Source organism: Bacillus sp. ms-22 (genome assembly GCF_009759805.1).
In the GTDB taxonomy this organism is placed as follows: Bacteria; Bacillota; Bacilli; order Bacillales; family Bacillaceae; genus Bacillus; species Bacillus xiamenensis.
Window position 1 is genome coordinate 2039316 of the sequence record NZ_CP046653.1, and the last position, 16875, is coordinate 2056190.

19 protein-coding genes and 1 pseudogene are annotated in these 16875 nt (G+C 41.5%); 11 read left to right on the plus strand and 9 right to left on the minus strand.

The window, feature by feature from the left end; genetic code table 11:
- The first annotated feature begins 4 nt into the window (after window positions 1-4).
- From GPA07_RS10670 to GPA07_RS19020, 9 genes and pseudogenes are all read left to right on the plus strand, one after another.
- Window positions 5-937: a carbohydrate ABC transporter permease gene (locus GPA07_RS10670; protein WP_071169112.1), complete on the plus strand. Its 933-nt coding sequence runs from the start codon at window positions 5-7 to the stop codon at window positions 935-937.
- Window positions 937-1767 (plus strand): carbohydrate ABC transporter permease, encoded by an 831-nt coding sequence (locus GPA07_RS10675; protein WP_157292514.1) that lies wholly within the window; start codon window positions 937-939, stop codon window positions 1765-1767. Before GPA07_RS10670 ends, GPA07_RS10675 begins: the two co-directional genes overlap by 1 nt.
- A 31-nt stretch (window positions 1768-1798) precedes the next feature.
- On the plus strand, window positions 1799-3130 hold the full coding sequence (locus GPA07_RS10680) for an alpha-glucosidase/alpha-galactosidase (protein WP_157292515.1): 1332 nt from the start codon (window positions 1799-1801) through the stop codon (window positions 3128-3130).
- Between the two features lie 387 nt (window positions 3131-3517).
- Complete coding sequence (locus tag GPA07_RS10685; protein WP_008357802.1) at window positions 3518-4978, plus strand: CoA-acylating methylmalonate-semialdehyde dehydrogenase; 1461 nt, start codon at window positions 3518-3520, stop codon at window positions 4976-4978.
- Between the two features lie 330 nt (window positions 4979-5308).
- Window positions 5309-5584, plus strand: a pseudogene (locus GPA07_RS10690) (carbohydrate-binding protein); the annotation flags it as partial.
- A 41-nt stretch (window positions 5585-5625) separates the two neighbouring features.
- Window positions 5626-6894, plus strand: coding sequence for a glucuronoarabinoxylan endo-1,4-beta-xylanase XynC (locus GPA07_RS10695; protein ID WP_071169250.1), 1269 nt, complete (start codon window positions 5626-5628; stop codon window positions 6892-6894).
- Window positions 6895-7485: 591 nt separating this feature from the next.
- Complete coding sequence (locus GPA07_RS10705) at window positions 7486-7698, plus strand: hypothetical protein (RefSeq protein ID WP_232532039.1); 213 nt, start codon at window positions 7486-7488, stop codon at window positions 7696-7698.
- Between the two features lie 195 nt (window positions 7699-7893).
- Window positions 7894-8229, plus strand: a complete 336-nt coding sequence (locus GPA07_RS10710) for a hypothetical protein (protein WP_008357812.1) — start codon at window positions 7894-7896, stop codon at window positions 8227-8229.
- Window positions 8230-8271: 42 nt separating this feature from the next.
- Window positions 8272-8397, plus strand: coding sequence for a hypothetical protein (locus GPA07_RS19020; RefSeq protein WP_008357813.1), 126 nt, complete (start codon window positions 8272-8274; stop codon window positions 8395-8397).
- Between the two features lie 52 nt (window positions 8398-8449).
- On the opposite strand, the gene parC is transcribed toward GPA07_RS19020, so the two are convergent.
- From parC to GPA07_RS10725, 3 genes are all read right to left on the minus strand, one after another.
- A complete protein-coding gene (gene parC, locus GPA07_RS10715) occupies window positions 8450-10891 on the minus strand; it encodes a DNA topoisomerase IV subunit A (RefSeq protein ID WP_008357815.1) in 2442 nt (813 codons plus the stop codon).
- A gap of 2 nt (window positions 10892-10893) precedes the next feature.
- Entirely contained in the window at window positions 10894-12861 is a 1968-nt protein-coding gene (parE, locus tag GPA07_RS10720; RefSeq protein ID WP_008357817.1) for a DNA topoisomerase IV subunit B, read from the minus strand.
- A 414-nt stretch (window positions 12862-13275) separates the two neighbouring features.
- Window positions 13276-13689: a CoA-binding protein gene (locus GPA07_RS10725; RefSeq protein WP_008357819.1), complete on the minus strand. Its 414-nt coding sequence runs from the start codon at window positions 13687-13689 to the stop codon at window positions 13276-13278.
- Window positions 13690-13843: 154 nt separating this feature from the next.
- Here GPA07_RS10725 and plsY point away from each other — a divergent pair, with 154 nt between their 5' ends.
- Both plsY and GPA07_RS10735 read left to right on the plus strand, forming a co-directional pair.
- Complete coding sequence (gene plsY, locus GPA07_RS10730; protein ID WP_008357820.1) at window positions 13844-14425, plus strand: glycerol-3-phosphate 1-O-acyltransferase PlsY; 582 nt, start codon at window positions 13844-13846, stop codon at window positions 14423-14425.
- Between the two features lie 111 nt (window positions 14426-14536).
- Window positions 14537-14812, plus strand: a complete 276-nt coding sequence (locus tag GPA07_RS10735) for a HesB/YadR/YfhF family protein (protein WP_406566813.1) — start codon at window positions 14537-14539, stop codon at window positions 14810-14812.
- 39 nt (window positions 14813-14851) lie between these two features.
- Here GPA07_RS10735 and GPA07_RS10740 read toward each other — a convergent pair whose 3' ends face one another.
- From GPA07_RS10740 to GPA07_RS10765, 6 genes are all read right to left on the minus strand, one after another.
- Entirely contained in the window at window positions 14852-15163 is a 312-nt protein-coding gene (locus GPA07_RS10740; protein ID WP_008357825.1) for a hypothetical protein, read from the minus strand.
- Between the two features lie 3 nt (window positions 15164-15166).
- Window positions 15167-15589, minus strand: a complete 423-nt coding sequence (locus GPA07_RS10745; protein WP_008357827.1) for an acyl-CoA thioesterase — start codon at window positions 15587-15589, stop codon at window positions 15167-15169.
- A gap of 103 nt (window positions 15590-15692) precedes the next feature.
- Window positions 15693-15935 (minus strand): small acid-soluble spore protein Tlp, encoded by a 243-nt coding sequence (gene tlp / locus GPA07_RS10750; protein WP_008357829.1) that lies wholly within the window; start codon window positions 15933-15935, stop codon window positions 15693-15695.
- 15 nt (window positions 15936-15950) lie between these two features.
- Window positions 15951-16094 carry an acid-soluble spore protein N gene (locus GPA07_RS10755; protein ID WP_008357830.1) on the minus strand — a complete coding sequence of 48 codons (144 nt, stop codon included), beginning with the start codon at window positions 16092-16094 and terminating at the stop codon, window positions 15951-15953.
- A gap of 51 nt (window positions 16095-16145) precedes the next feature.
- A complete protein-coding gene (locus GPA07_RS10760) occupies window positions 16146-16271 on the minus strand; it encodes an FbpB family small basic protein (protein WP_157292516.1) in 126 nt (41 codons plus the stop codon).
- A gap of 72 nt (window positions 16272-16343) precedes the next feature.
- The gene (locus tag GPA07_RS10765; RefSeq protein WP_071169116.1) at window positions 16344-16847 is read right to left on the minus strand and encodes a TlpA family protein disulfide reductase; all 504 of its coding nucleotides are present in this window, start codon (window positions 16845-16847) and stop codon (window positions 16344-16346) included.
- Window positions 16848-16875: the final 28 nt, after the last annotated feature.

The following is a 16875-nucleotide window of genomic DNA, read 5'->3' on the forward strand; positions in this document are numbered from 1 at the left end:
GCCAATGAGTGACATCACAAAAGAAAAACAGGCGGCGACATTCACCTCTTTTCCAAAACAGAAGATGAAAACAAGCCAGAATTCATCACTTTGGTGGATGTACATGCCAGCTGTTCTCGTTGTCAGTACCTTTATCATTTATCCCTTCTTAAATGGGATTCAGCTCTCTTTTACAAATTGGAACGGTTTCTCACAACATTATGAGTGGATTGGCCTTGATCAATACAAACGGCTGCTTCAAGATCCAACCACATGGCTCGTTGTCAAAAACACGCTTCTTTACGGGATCGGGAGCACCATTTTACAAAATGTCATTGGACTCGGATATGCGCTCTTATTAAATCAAAGTTTAAAGATGAGAGCCATCACAAGGACCGTCATCTATTTACCCGTCATGATCAGCCCGATTGCGATGGGCTATATCTGGTACTTTGTCTTTTCATACCAAGGCGGTGCATTAAACGACGTTGTCACACTGTTTGGATTTGAGCCAATAAACGCACTGGGCAATCCGCAATTGAATACTTGGATCATTGTATTTGTGAATACGTATCAATTCGTCGGGATTGCCATGATCATTTATTTAGCAGGACTCCAAAGCATTCCAAAGGATTATTATGAAGCGGCACAACTAGACGGCGCATCAGGCCTCCAGCAATTCAGGCGCATCACATTACCGCTTTTAATGCCATCTATCACCATCAATGTGGTCCTGAATGTGATCGGTGGACTTAAGCTGTTTGATGTCATTGTCGCCCTCACTGGCGGCGGCCCTGGAGATTCCTCTCAATCGATGTCGAGCTTTATGTATGATCTGTATTTCAAACGGCAGGATGCAGGCTATGCAGCGACGCAAGGTGTCTTCATGGCAGTCATCATCCTTGTCATTAGTGTTGCAGCGCTCATTTATTTCAAACGAAAGGAGACCGAGGTGTGATGGATAACGCCTATAAACGGAAGAAAAGGTGGTACTCCTTACTCGCCCTTTTGATTACACTGCTTCACCTTATTCCATTTTATATCTTAGTGACGACATCACTAAAAGGCATAGGAGATTTCAGCTCAAAGTGGCTGTTCCCATCAACGCTCCATTTTGAAAATTTTCGCATGGCATGGACAGAAGCTCAGCTTGGTCAGTCCTTTTTGAATACAGTGATCATTACGTTCAGTTCTGCTGTGTTACTCATCATTCTTGGATCACTTGCAGCGTATCCGCTCGCAAGAAGGGTGACAAAGCTGAATCAAGCGGTTTATCTTTTATTCATTGCCATTATGGTCATTCCACCGCTCACAGCCCTTGTCCCGTTATATAAAATGGTTGTACAAATTGGGATGATGAATACCTATCAAATCGCTATTTTAAACAATGTCGCTGCTTTTTTGCCTTTAACGATTTTTCTATATGCCGGTTTTATCCGGTCGACCATTCCAAAAGAGCTGGAAGAAGCGGCGCGTATTGATGGCGCGGGGACACTCAGAGTCTTTTTCACCGTTGTTTTTCCGCTGCTAAAGCCGATTACCGCTTCTGTTTTAATCATTGCCTGTGTGTATATTTGGAACGACTATCAATTTGCCATCTTCTTCTTACAAGATAAAGAGATGCATACACTCACAGTCGCCTTATCTAATTTTTTCGGTCAAAACCAGAATCAGCTTCAGCTCGTTGGCGCAGCTGCGCTCATTGCGATGCTGCCAATGGTCTCGATGTTTTTACTTTTACAAAAATACTTTATCGCAGGGCTGTCCCAAGGCTCTATCAAAGGGTAAACCAACCTTGATGTAAAAAGGAGTGTCATCTATGTCTAAAATTACATTTATCGGTGCAGGGAGTACCGTGTTTGCTAAAAATATATTAGGAGATTGTCTGTTCGTTCCCGCACTTGCCGGCTTTGAATTTGCGTTATATGATATCGACCACAACCGGCTGAAAGAATCAGAAACGATGCTGCGGCACTTAAAAGAGAACTACGGTGCACATGTGACCATTCAGTCGTATCACAACCGGAAAGAAGCTTTAAAAAATGCAAAATATGTCATCAATGCGATCCAGGTGGGAGGCTATCATCCAAGCACTGTCATTGATTTTGAGATTCCAAAAAAATATGGATTAAGACAAACGATTGCTGATACGGTTGGCATTGGCGGTATCTTCCGTTCACTTCGAACCATTCCTGTGATGCTAGACTTTGCAAAGGATATGGAAGAGGTTTGTCCAAATGCCTTATTATTAAATTACACGAATCCAATGGCCACACTGACAGGCGCTATGCTGCGCTATACACAGGTTCAAACGGTTGGTCTTTGCCATAGTGTGCAGGTGTGTACGAAGGATTTGTTTGAATCTCTTCACATGGACCATGAAGGCATTGAAGAAAAAATCGCCGGCATTAACCACATGGCATGGTTATTAGAAGTGAAACGGGACGGTCAAGACTTATATCCAGAAATCAAAAGAAGAGCAAAAGAAAAGCAAAAAACGCGGCATGAGGATATGGTTCGTTTTGAGCTAATGGATAAATTCGGCTATTATGTCACAGAATCCTCAGAGCATAATGCCGAATACCACCCTTATTTCATTAAATCACGCTATCCAGAACTGATTGAACAGTTGAACATTCCGCTTGATGAATACCCGAGACGCTGTGAGGAACAAATCAACAATTGGAATACAATGAAGCATGATCTTGTGGGGAACACACAAATCACCCATACACGCTCTAAAGAATATGGCTCACGTATCATTGAAGCGATCGAAACGAACGTTCCATTTAAATTTGGCGGAAATGTACTGAACACAGGAGGACTCATTCGCAATCTGCCTGAGAAAGCCTGCGTGGAAGTGCCGTGTGTTGCCGACCGAAGCGGCATCATGCCGTGTTATGTTGGAGAGATACCTGAACAATTGGCTGGACTCAACCGGACCAATATCAGCTCACAGCTCATGACAATCGAAGCTGCGATCACTGGCAAAAAAGAGCATATTTATCAAGCAGCTTTACTAGACCCGCATACAAGTGCTGAATTATCGATTGATGACACCATCAAACTATGTGACGAATTAATTGAAGCACATGGAGAGATGCTGCCAAAGTATACAGAACCGAATCAATATGCCGCCGCTTCCAAATAACGGACATAAACAGCCTTTACCTGATGCACCCAGCATCAGGTTTTTTATGTGAACGGCAAGAAAAACAAACAAAAAGATCATTGACTGAAAACGTTTTTAATATTATGATTTTTCTAAAGTTAACCAACAGTTAACCAATAATATATCAAAAATTAGTTGCACCGTAATGCCATATAACACAGAGACAAAACGACCTAAAAGGGGGCGGTTCTGCGAAAAACAAGAGCTGACAACGATTGACCTTTATCATGTTTTATCAGAACGTAAAGCATCACAATGGTTTGATTTGACAAAGCGTGTATACAGATGAATGCCCGTTAGATGAGACAATGACGATAAACAAGCACAAGATTGCATGACAATCTAAACAAAGAGGAGAGAGGGAACATGACCAAAACAGAGGGACAAACGTTGAAAAATTATATTGGCGGACAATGGGTGGAGGCCGAAACGAACCAAACGGAAGCTGTTTATAATCCAGCTACTGGCGAAGTCATTGCAGAAGTACCGCTTTCAACGAAAACAGATGTAGAACGTGCGGTACAAGCAGCACAAGAGGCGTTCACCACTTGGTCTAAAACAGCTGTTCCCCGGCGTGCACGTATTTTATTTAAATACCAACAGTTACTCGTTGAGAAATGGGATGAATTAGCTGAACTCGTCACCCTGGAAAACGGAAAAAGTGTAACAGAAGCAAAAGGAGAAGTGCAGCGCGGGATTGAATGTGTGGAATTTGCCGCTGGTGCACCAACCTTAATGATGGGAAAACAACTGCCAGATATCGCGACTGGTTTAGAGTCTGGTATGTACCGCTATCCAATTGGTGTGATCGGCGGCATTACCCCTTTTAACTTTCCGATGATGGTCCCATGCTGGATGTTCCCGCTTGCCATTGCCTGCGGAAATACATTTGTCTTAAAACCGTCAGAGCGCACGCCCATTCTCGCAGCACGGTTAGCAGAACTATTTGAAGAAGCGGGACTTCCAAAAGGTGTGCTCAACATTGTCAATGGAGCTCACGATGTCGTAAACGGTCTGCTTGAACATCAAAAGGTCAAAGCCATTTCATTTGTCGGCTCTCAGCCAGTCGCAGAATATGTCTATAAAAAAGGAACAGAGCATGGCAAGCGTGTCCAAGCACTTGCCGGCGCAAAAAATCACTCCATTGTCTTGAAAGACGCTGATTTAGAAGCGGCAACAAAACAAATCATTGGCGCTGCTTTTGGATCAGCAGGTGAGCGCTGCATGGCAGCAGCCGTTGTCGCAGTGGAGGAAGAAGTGGCTGACGAATTGATTCAACAATTAGTGGATGAATCCAACCAGCTTGTCATAGGAAACGGAATACATGAAGATGTCTTTCTCGGACCAGTCATTCGAAAGGAGCATAAAGAACGGACGCTCCAATATATCCAGTCAGGCATTGAAGAAGGCGCCAGCCTCATTCGTGATGGCCGAAAAGACATTGAAACAAAGGGGAAAGGGTATTTTGTTGGACCAACCATCTTTGATCATGTCACCAATCAAATGAAAATTTGGCAGGACGAGATTTTCGCCCCAGTTTTATCCATTGTACGTGTCTCATCACTAGCAGAAGCGATTGAGCTGTCCAATCAATCGAAATTTGCTAACGGTGCTTGTCTATATACAGACAGCGCATCAAGCATAAGAGAATTTCGTGAAAACATTGAAGCGGGCATGCTAGGCATTAACATCGGAGTTCCTGCTCCAATGGCATTCTTCCCATTTTCCGGCTGGAAAGACTCTTTCTACGGGGACCTGCACGCCAATGGTACAGACGGAGTAGAGTTTTACACAAGAAAGAAAATGGTGACCGCACGATATATATAATCTACATTTATTGAATAACGAGGAAAAATGCAGCTCCATCATGGACAGCTGCATTTTTTGTTGTCTTCTAGTCAAAAAGTAAGGGTTCTTATCATGATTTTTTTAATGAAGTGCGCTAGAAATCATTCTTTGTATTCAGTCTTCATCACGAAGGATCAACATAATTTGAAATTGGGCTTAAAACCCAAAATCAGGAAGGGGCACACAGGAGGAAATGACACGATGAGGACGAGGATGAAGTGCAGCGTTTGTTTATTGACTTTTGCTTTAGTACTGAGTTGTTTACCGGTCTATGATGTGAGTGCGGCAAACACCCCCATTGCCAAACAAGTAGGGAATGTAGACTTTGGATTAAATGGGGCTAGAACCTTTAAAGCCAATGTCGCATCCGCAGTAGGCGGGAAAATAGAAGTACGTCTTGGCAGTGCAAACGGCAGGCTAGCCGGAACGCTAAATGTTCCTTCCACAGGCGGAACGCAAAACTGGAGAAAAATAGAAACGGAAGTAAACGAAGCAACTGGCGTGCACAACGTATTTTTTGTCTTTACTGGAACAGGTGCTGGAAACCTATTTCAGTTTGATTCTTGGCAGTTTACTCAAAGGTAGCGAAGGGAGAGGTCTAAATGTTTGATAAAGAAGTGAGGAATTTGAGGTCACGTGTAAAAAAACCAATGCTTGCATTATTGGTCTGCTTCACCATGCTGTCTGTCATGTTCATAGGACCTGGAGTAGCTGAGGTTTCAGCAGCCAGTGACGCAAATATCAATATCAATGCGGAAAGACAACTAATTCGCGGCTTTGGCGGAATGAATCACCCTGCTTGGATTGGTGATTTGACAGCGCCGCAAAGGGAAACCGCATTTGGCAATGGTCAAAATCAGTTAGGGTTTTCTATTCTTAGAATTTATGTAGACGAAAACAGAAACAATTGGAGCAGAGAAGTCGCCACTGCCAAAAGAGCGATCGAGCATGGCGCTTTGGTGATTGCTTCACCTTGGAATCCTCCAAGCAGTATGGTAGAGACCTTCATCCGGAACGGATCACCTGCCAAACGGCTTAAATACGATCAATACGCAGCATACGCTCAGCATCTGAATGATTTTGTCACTTACATGAAAAATAACGGGGTCAATCTTTATGGCATTTCTGTACAAAATGAGCCCGACTATGCTCACGATTGGACATGGTGGACACCGCAGGAAATCCTGCGTTTCATGAGAGAAAACGCAGGTTCCATCAATGCCCGTGTCATTGCGCCAGAATCATTTCAGTACCTTAAAAATATATCCGATCCCATTTTAAACGATCCGCAGGCGCTTAGAAACATGGACATTCTTGGTGCGCATCTATATGGAACTCAAATCAGCCAGCTTCCGTATCCTCTTTTCAAACAAAAAGGAGCAGGGAAAGAGCTGTGGATGACTGAAGTATACTACCCAAATAGTAACAGCAATTCTGCGGACCGCTGGCCAGAAGCATTAGGCGTTTCCGAGCATATTCACCATTCGTTGGTAGAAGGAGATTTCCAGGCGTATGTGTGGTGGTACATCCGGAGATCATACGGTCCTATGAAAGAAGATGGAATGATTAGCAAGCGTGGATACAACATGGCGCATTTCTCCAAGTTTGTGCGTCCAGGGTACGTCAGAATTGATGCAACGAAAAGCCCTGAATCAAATGTTTTCGTCTCAGCCTATAAAGGAAACAATCAGGTCGTCATTGTGGCGATTAATAAAAACAATGCAGGGGTCAATCAACACTTCGTCGTGCAAAATGGATCTGTTTCTCAGGCGTCTAGATGGGTGACGAGCGCCAGTAGCAACCTTCAGCCAGGAACAGATATCACGATTTCAGGCAATCAATTTTGGGCACATCTACCGGCTCAAAGTGTGACAACATTTGTGATCACACGCTAAAAACCTCATCATCGCTAAAAGCCAATTTTCTTACCCCAGAAAAGAAAGTTGGCTTTTTTCTATATGGGAAACAGATAAAGCTGCGATAAGGTTAGTAGCTAATAAAATTTGAACACGCCGCAATTGTCTCTAGAAAAAAGGCTAAGACTGTAGAAGCCTGTCATAAAGCTTGGAGTCTTATTAAACAGCATGGAGTCAGAAGATATAATAATAACTGGGGTACTAGAAAGAAGGTTTAACGTGGGTTATGAGGACAATGGCTTGGTAGGCTAGCTAGTCTACTGGAAAAATGAATTAATCGGCATTAAATTTCTAGTTTACATAATATATATTCTAGGAAGTTGACAAGTGAGCAATTTTCTTTTGTCTCAAAATTAAGTATACTTATCTTATTGAGATATAAGAAGAAAAATACAACGTTTATTCATCAGATTTTAATTCCTCTAGATGTTTTAAAATTTTCGCAGGATTTCACAGCATCAACATTTACAAAAAAATGCTCGCCAACCTCGATATTGTATTCGTAATCACATTGCAGTCTTTCCTTCAAAAACCACATCATCTCCGCAAGCGCCTAACAGTTCCTTTAAAATGGCCTTTCTCTGTGATGGCTCAGCTGTCAAACGCGTTAGCATCGTGACCTTATCTGGTTACACAGCCTCCCTATCCGGTCCACCTGTTTTAGGACTGCTCGCCAATGAAGTCGGACTGCTTCATGCTTTTCTCTTTGTTCTTCTCGCTATTTGTATAGCCGGAATCTTTACAAAAGCTGTAGCAAAACCAGCTCTATTCACTTCTCATTAAAAGGACCAGATCTTTGATCTTGGTTCTTTTTTTTACATTTAAAAAATAAAATTGAAACCTTTCACAAAGTGAAACAGTCTTATAGATGTCTTGACGTTTACTGCTTTTTTAAAGAGGGAAAGCAAAAAAATAAGACTTTTCAAATAACTGAAAACGTGGTAAGATCATGAAAATAAACAGGAAGGGGTGAGAAAAATGAAAAAAAATATGCTGTTAAAATTAGCAGTCTTATTCATAGCACTTGCCAGTTTTCATTTGTTCTCAATGCCTCATTCCGTTCAGGTATACCATCATGCAAAGGTGGTTGCCGATCAAGAATCACATGAAATGAAAATCGTTCAGACAACTGGCGATGAAAAGAAACAAAAACATGTGAGCGCAGTATTTGCCGCATTTACAGCACTGCTGATCATTGGCAGTATGACAGCTGGATATGCTCGCATCACTCATACTGATCGATTTGACCGGAAAAAGAAGCATTTACTTGCAGTGTTCTATCAATCTTCTTATTTCCGATTAGCTCGTGTTTAACCCAACCACTTAAATCAAACAAAAATTGGGAGGTTTTACACGATGTTATTTTTCTTAAGATTATTCATTCTAGGTCTATTCTCTGTCACTTCACTTTCTCTTTTCGTTTACCAAGGAATTGAAGTAGTGCACGCCATCACAAGCATGTTTGGCAATCACGAGAGCTAAAAGGTCTGATATTTTAAACCCCCCCTGCTTTTTGCAGGGGGGTTCGTTTTGCTTATTTATTGTCATCTTGAGCAGGTGCAGCAGGTGATAGAAGAACTCGGGTCACTTGTCCCTGCTCCTCCTCATCTAAAATAAATGATCCATTGCTATAACGATCATTTGCTCTTAGTGTAGAGATATCAAGCCGGACCACTGTCCCCTTTTCCGTATCAATTTCAAGTGTATCGTGCAGTGACGCAGCGATGACAGCAACAATTCGGTGCGGGCTTTTCTTTAATTCTCTGAGCATGAGCACTCCGCGTTTCGCTCTTGATGTCTTATCGAATTCAGAGAGGTTCATTCGCTTCACAGCACCTCTTTGAGTCGTGAGAACAAGCACATTGTTTTTCGGATCAATCATTTGTCCAGAGACGACCTCGTCCCCATCCTTCAAATTGATGCCTTTCACACCAGCCGCTCTCGGGCCGACCACACTCACTTCTTCTTCATCAAACCATAATCCATAGCCATTTTTCGTCGCAATAAACAGTTCTTGCTCACCAGTTGTGACATGAACATCTACAAGTTCATCATCACCTTTTAAATTTAAGGCGACGAGCGGTTTAGAATAACGCTGCGCTTTATATTGGAGAAGCTCTGTTTTCTTCACCATACCGCCTTTTGTAAAGAACACGAGATACGACGATTCATCAAATTCTTTAATTGGGATCGCTTTTTGAATGGATTCATCGCGATCAATCGAAATAATATTCGTGATATGCTGCCCCATGTCTTTCCAGCGTATATCTGGCAGCTGATGAACTGGACAATACATGTAGCTTCCTTTATTCGTAAAGAGCAGAAGAACATCTGTTGTATTCATTTCAAACTGATGAATCAGTCGGTCAGTATCCTTCATACCGAAGTCCTTACCGTTCGATGCCGCATAGGAGCGCTGGCTTGTCCGTTTGATGTATCCATCCTTTGTGACCGTGACGTATACGTCCTCTGAAGCGATCATCACTTCAAGGTTAATCTTAATTTCTTCGATTTTTTCTTCAATCACAGATCGTCTTTCATCAGCATACGTCTTCTTCAACTTCTTCAAGTTGTTCGTAATGACTTTAAAGAGCTTCTTCTCATTCGCTAAAATGTCTTCAAGCTCTGCAATTCGCACGTCAAGCTCTCTTGCCTCGTCTCTTAGTTGGGTGATATCTGTATTTGTTAAACGATATAACTGGAGAGACACAATCGCTTCTGATTGTGCTTCTGTAAAATCATATTTTTCCATCAAGTTGTTTTTCGCATCACGCTTATCATTAGACGAGCGGATGGTTGCAATGACTTCATCTAAGATGGAAAGTGCTTTAATTAAACCATCTACAATATGATGACGTTCCTTCGCCTTTCGAAGCTCATATGCCGATCGGTTCGTCACCACTTCTTTTTGATGGGCAATATAAGCATCAAGTATGGTTGTGAGCGTCATTAAGGTTGGTCTGCGATTATGTATCGCTACCATATTAAAGTTATATGGGATTTGCAGATCAGAATTTTTATATAAGAAATTCAAGACACCATTTGCATCTGCTTCTTTTTTCAGCTCTACAACAATACGAAGGCCGGTACGGTCCGTCTCATCCCGAACCTCTGAAATCCCCTCTACTTTTCTTTCAATTCGGAACTCATCCATCTTTTTCACAAGGTTGGCCTTATTGACTTCATAAGGAATTTCTGTGATCACGATTTGCTGACGTCCACCGCGGATGGTTTCAATCTCCGCTTTCCCGCGAATCATAATCTTTCCTTTTCCTGTTTCATATGCCTTCTTAATGCCGTCCACACCTTGAATAATACCGCCTGTTGGGAAATCTGGCCCTTTGATGACCGTCATTAAATCCTCAACCGTACAATGCGGCTGTTCGATTCGTTTAATAACGCCATCAATCACTTCTCCAAGGTGATGCGGCGGAATATCAGTCGCATAACCAGCTGAAATCCCAGTTGATCCATTCACTAGAAGGTTTGGGAACATCGCTGGTAATACAACCGGCTCTTTGCTTGTGTCATCAAAGTTTGCAACAAATTCGACTGTTTCCTTATCTAAGTCCTTTAAAAGCTCTGAAGCAATCGCAGAAAGCCTTGCTTCTGTATAACGCATGGCAGCAGGCGGATCTCCGTCGATACTCCCGTTATTTCCATGCATCTCAATTAGCACATTTCGTACTTTCCATACCTGGCTCATTCTCACCATGGCTTCATAAACAGAAGAATCACCGTGCGGATGGTAGTTACCAATGACGTTACCGACTGTTTTGGCAGCTTTACGGAAGTTTTTATCCTGTGTGTTCCCTTCCGCATACATCGCATATAAAATTCTTCGTTGTACAGGCTTTAAACCATCACGTGCATCTGGAAGGGCACGATCTTGGATAATATATTTACTATAGCGGCCAAACCGGTCTCCAATCACTTCTTCTAACGGTAAATCATGAAATCGTTCTTGTTGTGGCATGTTTAAACCTCCTCAGCTAGCGACAAGTTTTCATTTTCAAGAATGTTGCTTTCCTCATCAAGTCCAAAGGCGACATTCTTTTCAATCCATTTACGGCGTGGTTCTACTTTGTCACCCATCAGTGTCGTAACGCGGCGTTCCACTCTTGCAGCGTCATCGATTTTTACTCTGACAAGTGTTCTCGACTCTGGATTCATTGTCGTTTCCCATAGCTGGTCGGCATTCATTTCACCTAAACCTTTATAGCGCTGAATCGTATACCCTTTTCCAACTTTCTTTAGTACGTCATCCATTTCTTCATCGGACCAAGCATATTCAATGACTTCTTTCTTGCCTGAACCTTTGCTGACTTTATATAAAGGCGGAAGGGCAATAAACACTTTTCCATGCTCAATCAGCGGCTTCATATAGCGATAGAAAAACGTAAGAAGCAGCACTTGGATATGCGCGCCATCGGTATCAGCATCTGTCATGATGACAATTTTGTCATAATTGATGTCTTCTACATTAAAATCGACACCGACTCCTCCACCAATTGCATGGATTATGGTGTTGATTTCTTCGTTTTTAAAAATATCAGCAAGCTTTGCTTTTTCTGTATTGATGACTTTTCCTCGAAGCGGGAGCACTGCTTGGAATTTTCGGTCTCGTCCTTGCTTGGCTGATCCACCCGCTGAGTCACCCTCTACTAGATACAGTTCATTTCTTGCCGGGTTTCTAGATTGAGCAGGTGTTAATTTTCCGCTCAGCGTCGCTTCAGATTTCTTCCGTTTCTTGCCGCTCCTCGCTTCTTCTCTTGCTTTTCTAGCAGCTTCTCTTGCCTGCTGCGCTTTAATGGCCTTTTTCACAAGAAGTGTCGCCGTTTCCCGGTTTTCTTCAAGGAAATATGCCAGTTTTTCAGAAATAACGGCATCAACAGCAGACCTAGCCTCACTCGTTCCAAGCTTTCCTTTTGTTTGTCCTTCAAATTGAAGCAGCTCTTCAGGAATTCTGACAGAAATAACAGCTGACAGGCCTTCACGAATATCAGTGCCTTCTAAGTTTTTGTCTTTTTCTTTTAAAAGGGTCACTTTGCGTGCATATTCATTAAAAGCTCTCGTCATGGCTGTTTTTGCACCAGACTCATGCGTACCGCCATCTTTGGTTCTGACGTTATTGACAAAGGAAAGGATATTCTCTGAATAGCCGTCGTTAAATTGAAAGGCAAAATCTACTTCAATGGATTGATGTTCACCTTCAAACGAGACAACTTCACTAAGTACATCCTTTTCCTCATTTAGATATGCAACAAATGCTTCGATACCTGTCTCATAATAAAAGGTTTCCTTTACATCATGCCGCTCATCGATCAGCTCTATTTTTAACCCTTTTAATAAAAAGGCTGATTCTCTTAAACGCTCTGATAAAGTATCAAAATTATAGGTAGTGGCACTGAACATTGTTGGATCTGGCTTAAAGTGAATCAGTGTTCCAGTCTTTTTCGTTTTCCCGATTTTTTCAAGTGATGTGACTGGCTTTCCGCCATGTTCAAAGCGCTGGTGATAAATAAAGCCATCGCGTTCAATCGTCACGGTGAGCCACTCTGAAAGCGCGTTTACAACAGACGCCCCAACCCCGTGAAGTCCACCACTTGTTTTATATCCGCCTTGACCAAATTTTCCGCCTGCGTGCAGGACCGTTAAAATGATCTCAGGTGTCGGTTTTCCAAGCTTATGCATACCAGTAGGCATTCCTCGCCCTTTATCCTGAACGGAAATGCTGTTATCTTTATGTATTTTGACAATGATATGATCTCCATAGCCAGCGAGTACTTCATCGACAGAGTTGTCTACAATCTCATAGACAAGGTGATGAAGACCGCGTGAATCCGTAGACCCAATATACATCCCTGGACGTTTACGGACCGCTTCAAGTCCCTCTAGCACCTGAATAGAATCATCGTTATAATCTACTTGCTGCTTTTTAACCAAATGCTTAATCCCCTTTCACTAACAAACATAACCGGCTAATCATCAAATGATCTCTCTAGATTTTAATGATGATCATGCTGCTCATTACTGTCCACTTTAATAAGCTGCATCATCACCATGCATGTTTAATTCAGCTATACATGCTCTGTTGCAAGGCTATGAGCATCTTCTACATTCTGCAATCAGAACTAGAAGTCCATTATAAACAAGACTGTTTCATAAGCCAAATACAATCATATGATGATTTCAGCAAAAAGAACAAATGTTCTATTTTTATCTTATCGCTCTTTTTCTCGATATGCAAGGTCACCGATATGTCCCTGTCGCCTTATTTTATCGCTTTCTTCTAGAATCGCAAATATATTTCTCCAACAAAAAAGCAAAAATCCTTGAAAAACAAGGATTTTTGACGATTTAATGAGTTTTTGTCATCGCATGAGCCACTTTGATACATAAATCCATGATAGCGACCTTGCCATTTTCCTCAATCAGCCTTTTCGTTTCTTCATGATATACGCCTTGCTGCGCCCAAAAAACAGGTGCGTCCATTTCAAGAAATTCTTTTGCCACCTCAGGCAAAAACTCTGAACGTCTAAAGACATTGACGATATCAACAGGTTCTTTTATGTCTTTTAAAGAGGCAACCGCTTTGACCCCAAGTGCTTCATCAATCGTTGGATTAACGGGAATCATGTCATACCCGGCATCCTGCATGGCTTTTGAGACCATATAGGACGTTCTGTGCGGCTGATCTGACAAACCAACAACAGCAATTCGTTTACTGTTTTTTAAAATACGTCCAATTTCTTGTTTAGTAGGATGATTCATCCAGACACTCCTTTTCTTCTATTTTATCGAATTTCTTTCTAAAAACAAAGTTGAATTCATCCGCCTTCTATTTTTTCAAAAAAAGATCGCCATGTTTTTCATGAGATCATGTTAAAATGTAAGACAAGAGGGAGAATATAAAGGAGTTATGCAGATGTTAATTGCTTTGATGTTTATTTTGGCTTATCTTCTCGGCAGTATTCCATCAGGTCTCATTGTCGGGAAAGCTGCAAAGGGAATCGATATCCGTGAGCATGGCAGCGGGAACCTAGGTGCGACGAATGCATTCCGTACACTTGGTGTTAAAGCAGGGTCTATTGTTATTACTGCTGATATTTTAAAGGGGACGCTTGCTTCGGCTTTACCATTTTTCATGCAACTGGACATTCATCCCTTACTAGCAGGAGTTGCTGCTGTCATTGGTCACAGCTTTCCTGCCTTTGCAAAATTTAAAGGGGGAAAAGCTGTCGCTACATCAGGCGGTGTGCTGTTATTTTATGCCCCGTTCTTATTTATCACGATGATCGCTGCTTTTTTCTTATTTTTATACATTAGTAAATATGTGTCTTTATCATCCATGCTGACAGGGATCTATACATTCATTTACAGCATATTCACCCAAGACCTATTCTTAATCATTGTTGTTGCCGTTCTTTCTAGCTTTGTAATCTACAGACACATTGCCAACCTCAAACGGATTCTCAACAAAACTGAACCGAAAATCAAATGGCTCTAGCCGTTTATTACGTTTAAATATGTGGTAAAAGTACAGAAAAGCTGTTTTTGCATCCTGCATTTTTTAAAAACAGCATAACTTCAAAAAGGGGCGATCACATTGAAATTAACGATGAAAGATGATGCACTCAATTGGTACAAGGAAGAATTAGATTTAGAAAAAGGTGATCATGTTCGCTTTTTTGTGAGATATGGCGGGTGCAGTAATGTACAAAAAGGCTTTTCTCTCGGCGTCGCAAAAGATGAACCTCAAAATGCCGGCGCAACCGCTGAAATTGAAGGCATTACTTTCTTTATTGAAGAAAGTGATATTTGGTATTTTGACAACCATGATCTGCATATTGATTATAACGAGTCCGTAAAAGAACCAGAGTTTCATTATGAATAAACAAAAAAGATACCTCATCCCTCGGGTATCTTTTTTGTTTTATCCATCGATATATAGTCCATACTCATGAATGTTTCCTAAAGACCGCTCCTTCTGCAAAATTCGCTTTTGCGAATCACCGATCAGATCAAAGTGAGGAAAACCTTTACGAACATGAATCCATTCTTTTTTTAACCCATGCCCTTCTCCCCAAGCGATTAATTGCTCCATATCCTGACAGGCTGCCTTTGTGACAGTATTTGCATGTGGAAAACGGTCATCCAGCCAATAGTGTGTCAAAAAGGCGACTTTTCCATGCCTAACAGCTGATTTCCATGCATTTAGATCTTTTCTTTTAATACCAAATGCCATGGATCAAACCTGCTTCTTTGACTGTTCATATACTTTGTGCCATGCAGGAAAGGCTTTTCTAAATTGAATCGGTCTAAAGGTGTCTTTGTCTACACAAATATGTGAGGTTGTCCCTGTGATAGCTGTTTGTCCATCAGGCTTTTGAATGTCATAGCCATACACTGTTTTCACTCCGTTATACGCTTCAATCCATGTATGAACTGTAGCGGTTTCACCATAGAGCAATGGTTTTTTATATTGAACCTGAAGATCTACAACAGGTGCAAGGACTCCGTCTGCTTCTAGCTGGGCATAGGAAAAGCCTAGTTCTTTCATTAACGCAGTTCTGCCAACTTCCATCCAAATCAAATAATTGGCATGATAGACAATGCCCATTTGATCTGTTTCTGCATAACGCACTTCTATTTCTTTTTTCGATACATACACGTTTTCATCGCTCTCCTATCAAAACCTAAGGTCTCTGTCATTTTACCACATTCCAAAAGGTTCTTCTAAAAAGAGGCAATAAAATAAACCAGGAATCCCTGGTTTATTCAGTATAGCCGCTCTGTCTTGCCGCTTCTTCGTCCTTTATCTCAGAACGCATTGCGTCAATACTGATTCGGCGATTTTCATTTTTCTGCTTGATCATTTGTTTTTCGTTCTCTGTTGAAAGGCCCATCGCTGCTTCTGATTCATCGATATTTTCAAGTGTGTTCTCGATCATATCTTGCAGCTTTTCAACATTATCAGAACGATCATCTGGATTGGATTGATATGACTTGCCATTCATCGTGCTAACCTCCTATTATTCGCCTTTTGTCTGTATCACATCAGGCTGTTCATTTGATTTATTATGCATCTTTTTGCCTTTATTCCGTTTGTACGCTACAGGTTTTGTACCTAAATGGTCTGGTGTAAACTGCGCTTGTTTATCATGCTCTCTACCCATCTTTCATCCCTCCCTCTTCTTTAGGATGAACGAAAACGAATAATTCATAACTTATTTCTGTCTAAATCGATCTTCCAACTTTTCTTCAAGCTGGTTTAAAAATTCCTCATTGCTTAATAATTCTTTTTTATTTTCAAGGACGAGCTCTTCAAATGTACGGCGTTTTCTTCTTCTCATTCCTGTCACCTCCACTGTGTTTATTACATTATCGCCAAAACATTTAGAAAATAAGCAAAAAGAGCTGAATCATTATAGATCCAGCTCTTTTTCGATTTCTTTTTTTGTAAGCATTTGATGCTTCACAGACATGATTCGTCCTTTTTCATCTAATATGTATGTCGTTGGATATGAAAGCACCTGATATCTCGCTTGAATGCCTTTTTGGTCCAATAAAACAGGGAAACTGACCTTTAGTTCATCAATAAATGATGCGACGTGCTCTACACTCTTTTCAGTGGTGGTCAAATTCACCGCAAGTACTTCGACTTGCTCATTCTCGCTTCTGATCGCATCTAGATCGGGCATTTCCGTTCGGCACGGTTTGCACCAGGTCGCCCAAAAATTAACGAGAACCTTTTTCCCTCGATAATCAGATAACGATGCAGTTTTGCCATCAAGGGTTTTGAGCTCAAAATCTGGGGCTTGATCCCCTTTTTCAAGGCCGATGGCAGGCTCTTTTGGTCCGAATAAATTCCATGCAAGTAAACCAATCAACACAAGTAAAACAGCGCTTGCCATTCCTTTTTTCCACATGATTGATCCTCCACTATTTTAAAAAAGA

What these genes read in the sequence shown, in the direction of transcription:
- GPA07_RS10670 (WP_071169112.1), top strand. Translation starts at nt 5, where the DNA reads ATGAGTGACATCACAAAAGAAAAACAGGCGGCGACATTCACCTCTTTT.
- GPA07_RS10675 (WP_157292514.1), top strand. Translation starts at nt 937, where the DNA reads ATGGATAACGCCTATAAACGGAAGAAAAGGTGGTACTCCTTACTCGCC.
- GPA07_RS10680 (WP_157292515.1), top strand. Translation starts at nt 1,799, where the DNA reads ATGTCTAAAATTACATTTATCGGTGCAGGGAGTACCGTGTTTGCTAAA.
- GPA07_RS10685 (WP_008357802.1), top strand. Translation starts at nt 3,518, where the DNA reads ATGACCAAAACAGAGGGACAAACGTTGAAAAATTATATTGGCGGACAA.
- GPA07_RS10705 (WP_232532039.1), top strand. Translation starts at nt 7,486, where the DNA reads ATGGCCTTTCTCTGTGATGGCTCAGCTGTCAAACGCGTTAGCATCGTG.
- GPA07_RS10710 (WP_008357812.1), top strand. Translation starts at nt 7,894, where the DNA reads ATGAAAAAAAATATGCTGTTAAAATTAGCAGTCTTATTCATAGCACTT.
- GPA07_RS19020 (WP_008357813.1), top strand. Translation starts at nt 8,272, where the DNA reads ATGTTATTTTTCTTAAGATTATTCATTCTAGGTCTATTCTCTGTCACT.
- parC (WP_008357815.1), bottom strand. Translation starts at nt 10,891, where the DNA reads ATGCCACAACAAGAACGATTTCATGATTTACCGTTAGAAGAAGTGATT.
- GPA07_RS10725 (WP_008357819.1), bottom strand. Translation starts at nt 13,689, where the DNA reads ATGAATCATCCTACTAAACAAGAAATTGGACGTATTTTAAAAAACAGT.
- plsY (WP_008357820.1), top strand. Translation starts at nt 13,844, where the DNA reads ATGTTAATTGCTTTGATGTTTATTTTGGCTTATCTTCTCGGCAGTATT.
- GPA07_RS10735 (WP_406566813.1), top strand. Translation starts at nt 14,537, where the DNA reads ATGAAAGATGATGCACTCAATTGGTACAAGGAAGAATTAGATTTAGAA.
- GPA07_RS10740 (WP_008357825.1), bottom strand. Translation starts at nt 15,163, where the DNA reads ATGGCATTTGGTATTAAAAGAAAAGATCTAAATGCATGGAAATCAGCT.
- tlp (WP_008357829.1), bottom strand. Translation starts at nt 15,935, where the DNA reads ATGAATGGCAAGTCATATCAATCCAATCCAGATGATCGTTCTGATAAT.
- GPA07_RS10755 (WP_008357830.1), bottom strand. Translation starts at nt 16,094, where the DNA reads ATGGGTAGAGAGCATGATAAACAAGCGCAGTTTACACCAGACCATTTA.
- GPA07_RS10760 (WP_157292516.1), bottom strand. Translation starts at nt 16,271, where the DNA reads ATGAGAAGAAGAAAACGCCGTACATTTGAAGAGCTCGTCCTTGAAAAT.
- GPA07_RS10765 (WP_071169116.1), bottom strand. Translation starts at nt 16,847, where the DNA reads ATGTGGAAAAAAGGAATGGCAAGCGCTGTTTTACTTGTGTTGATTGGT.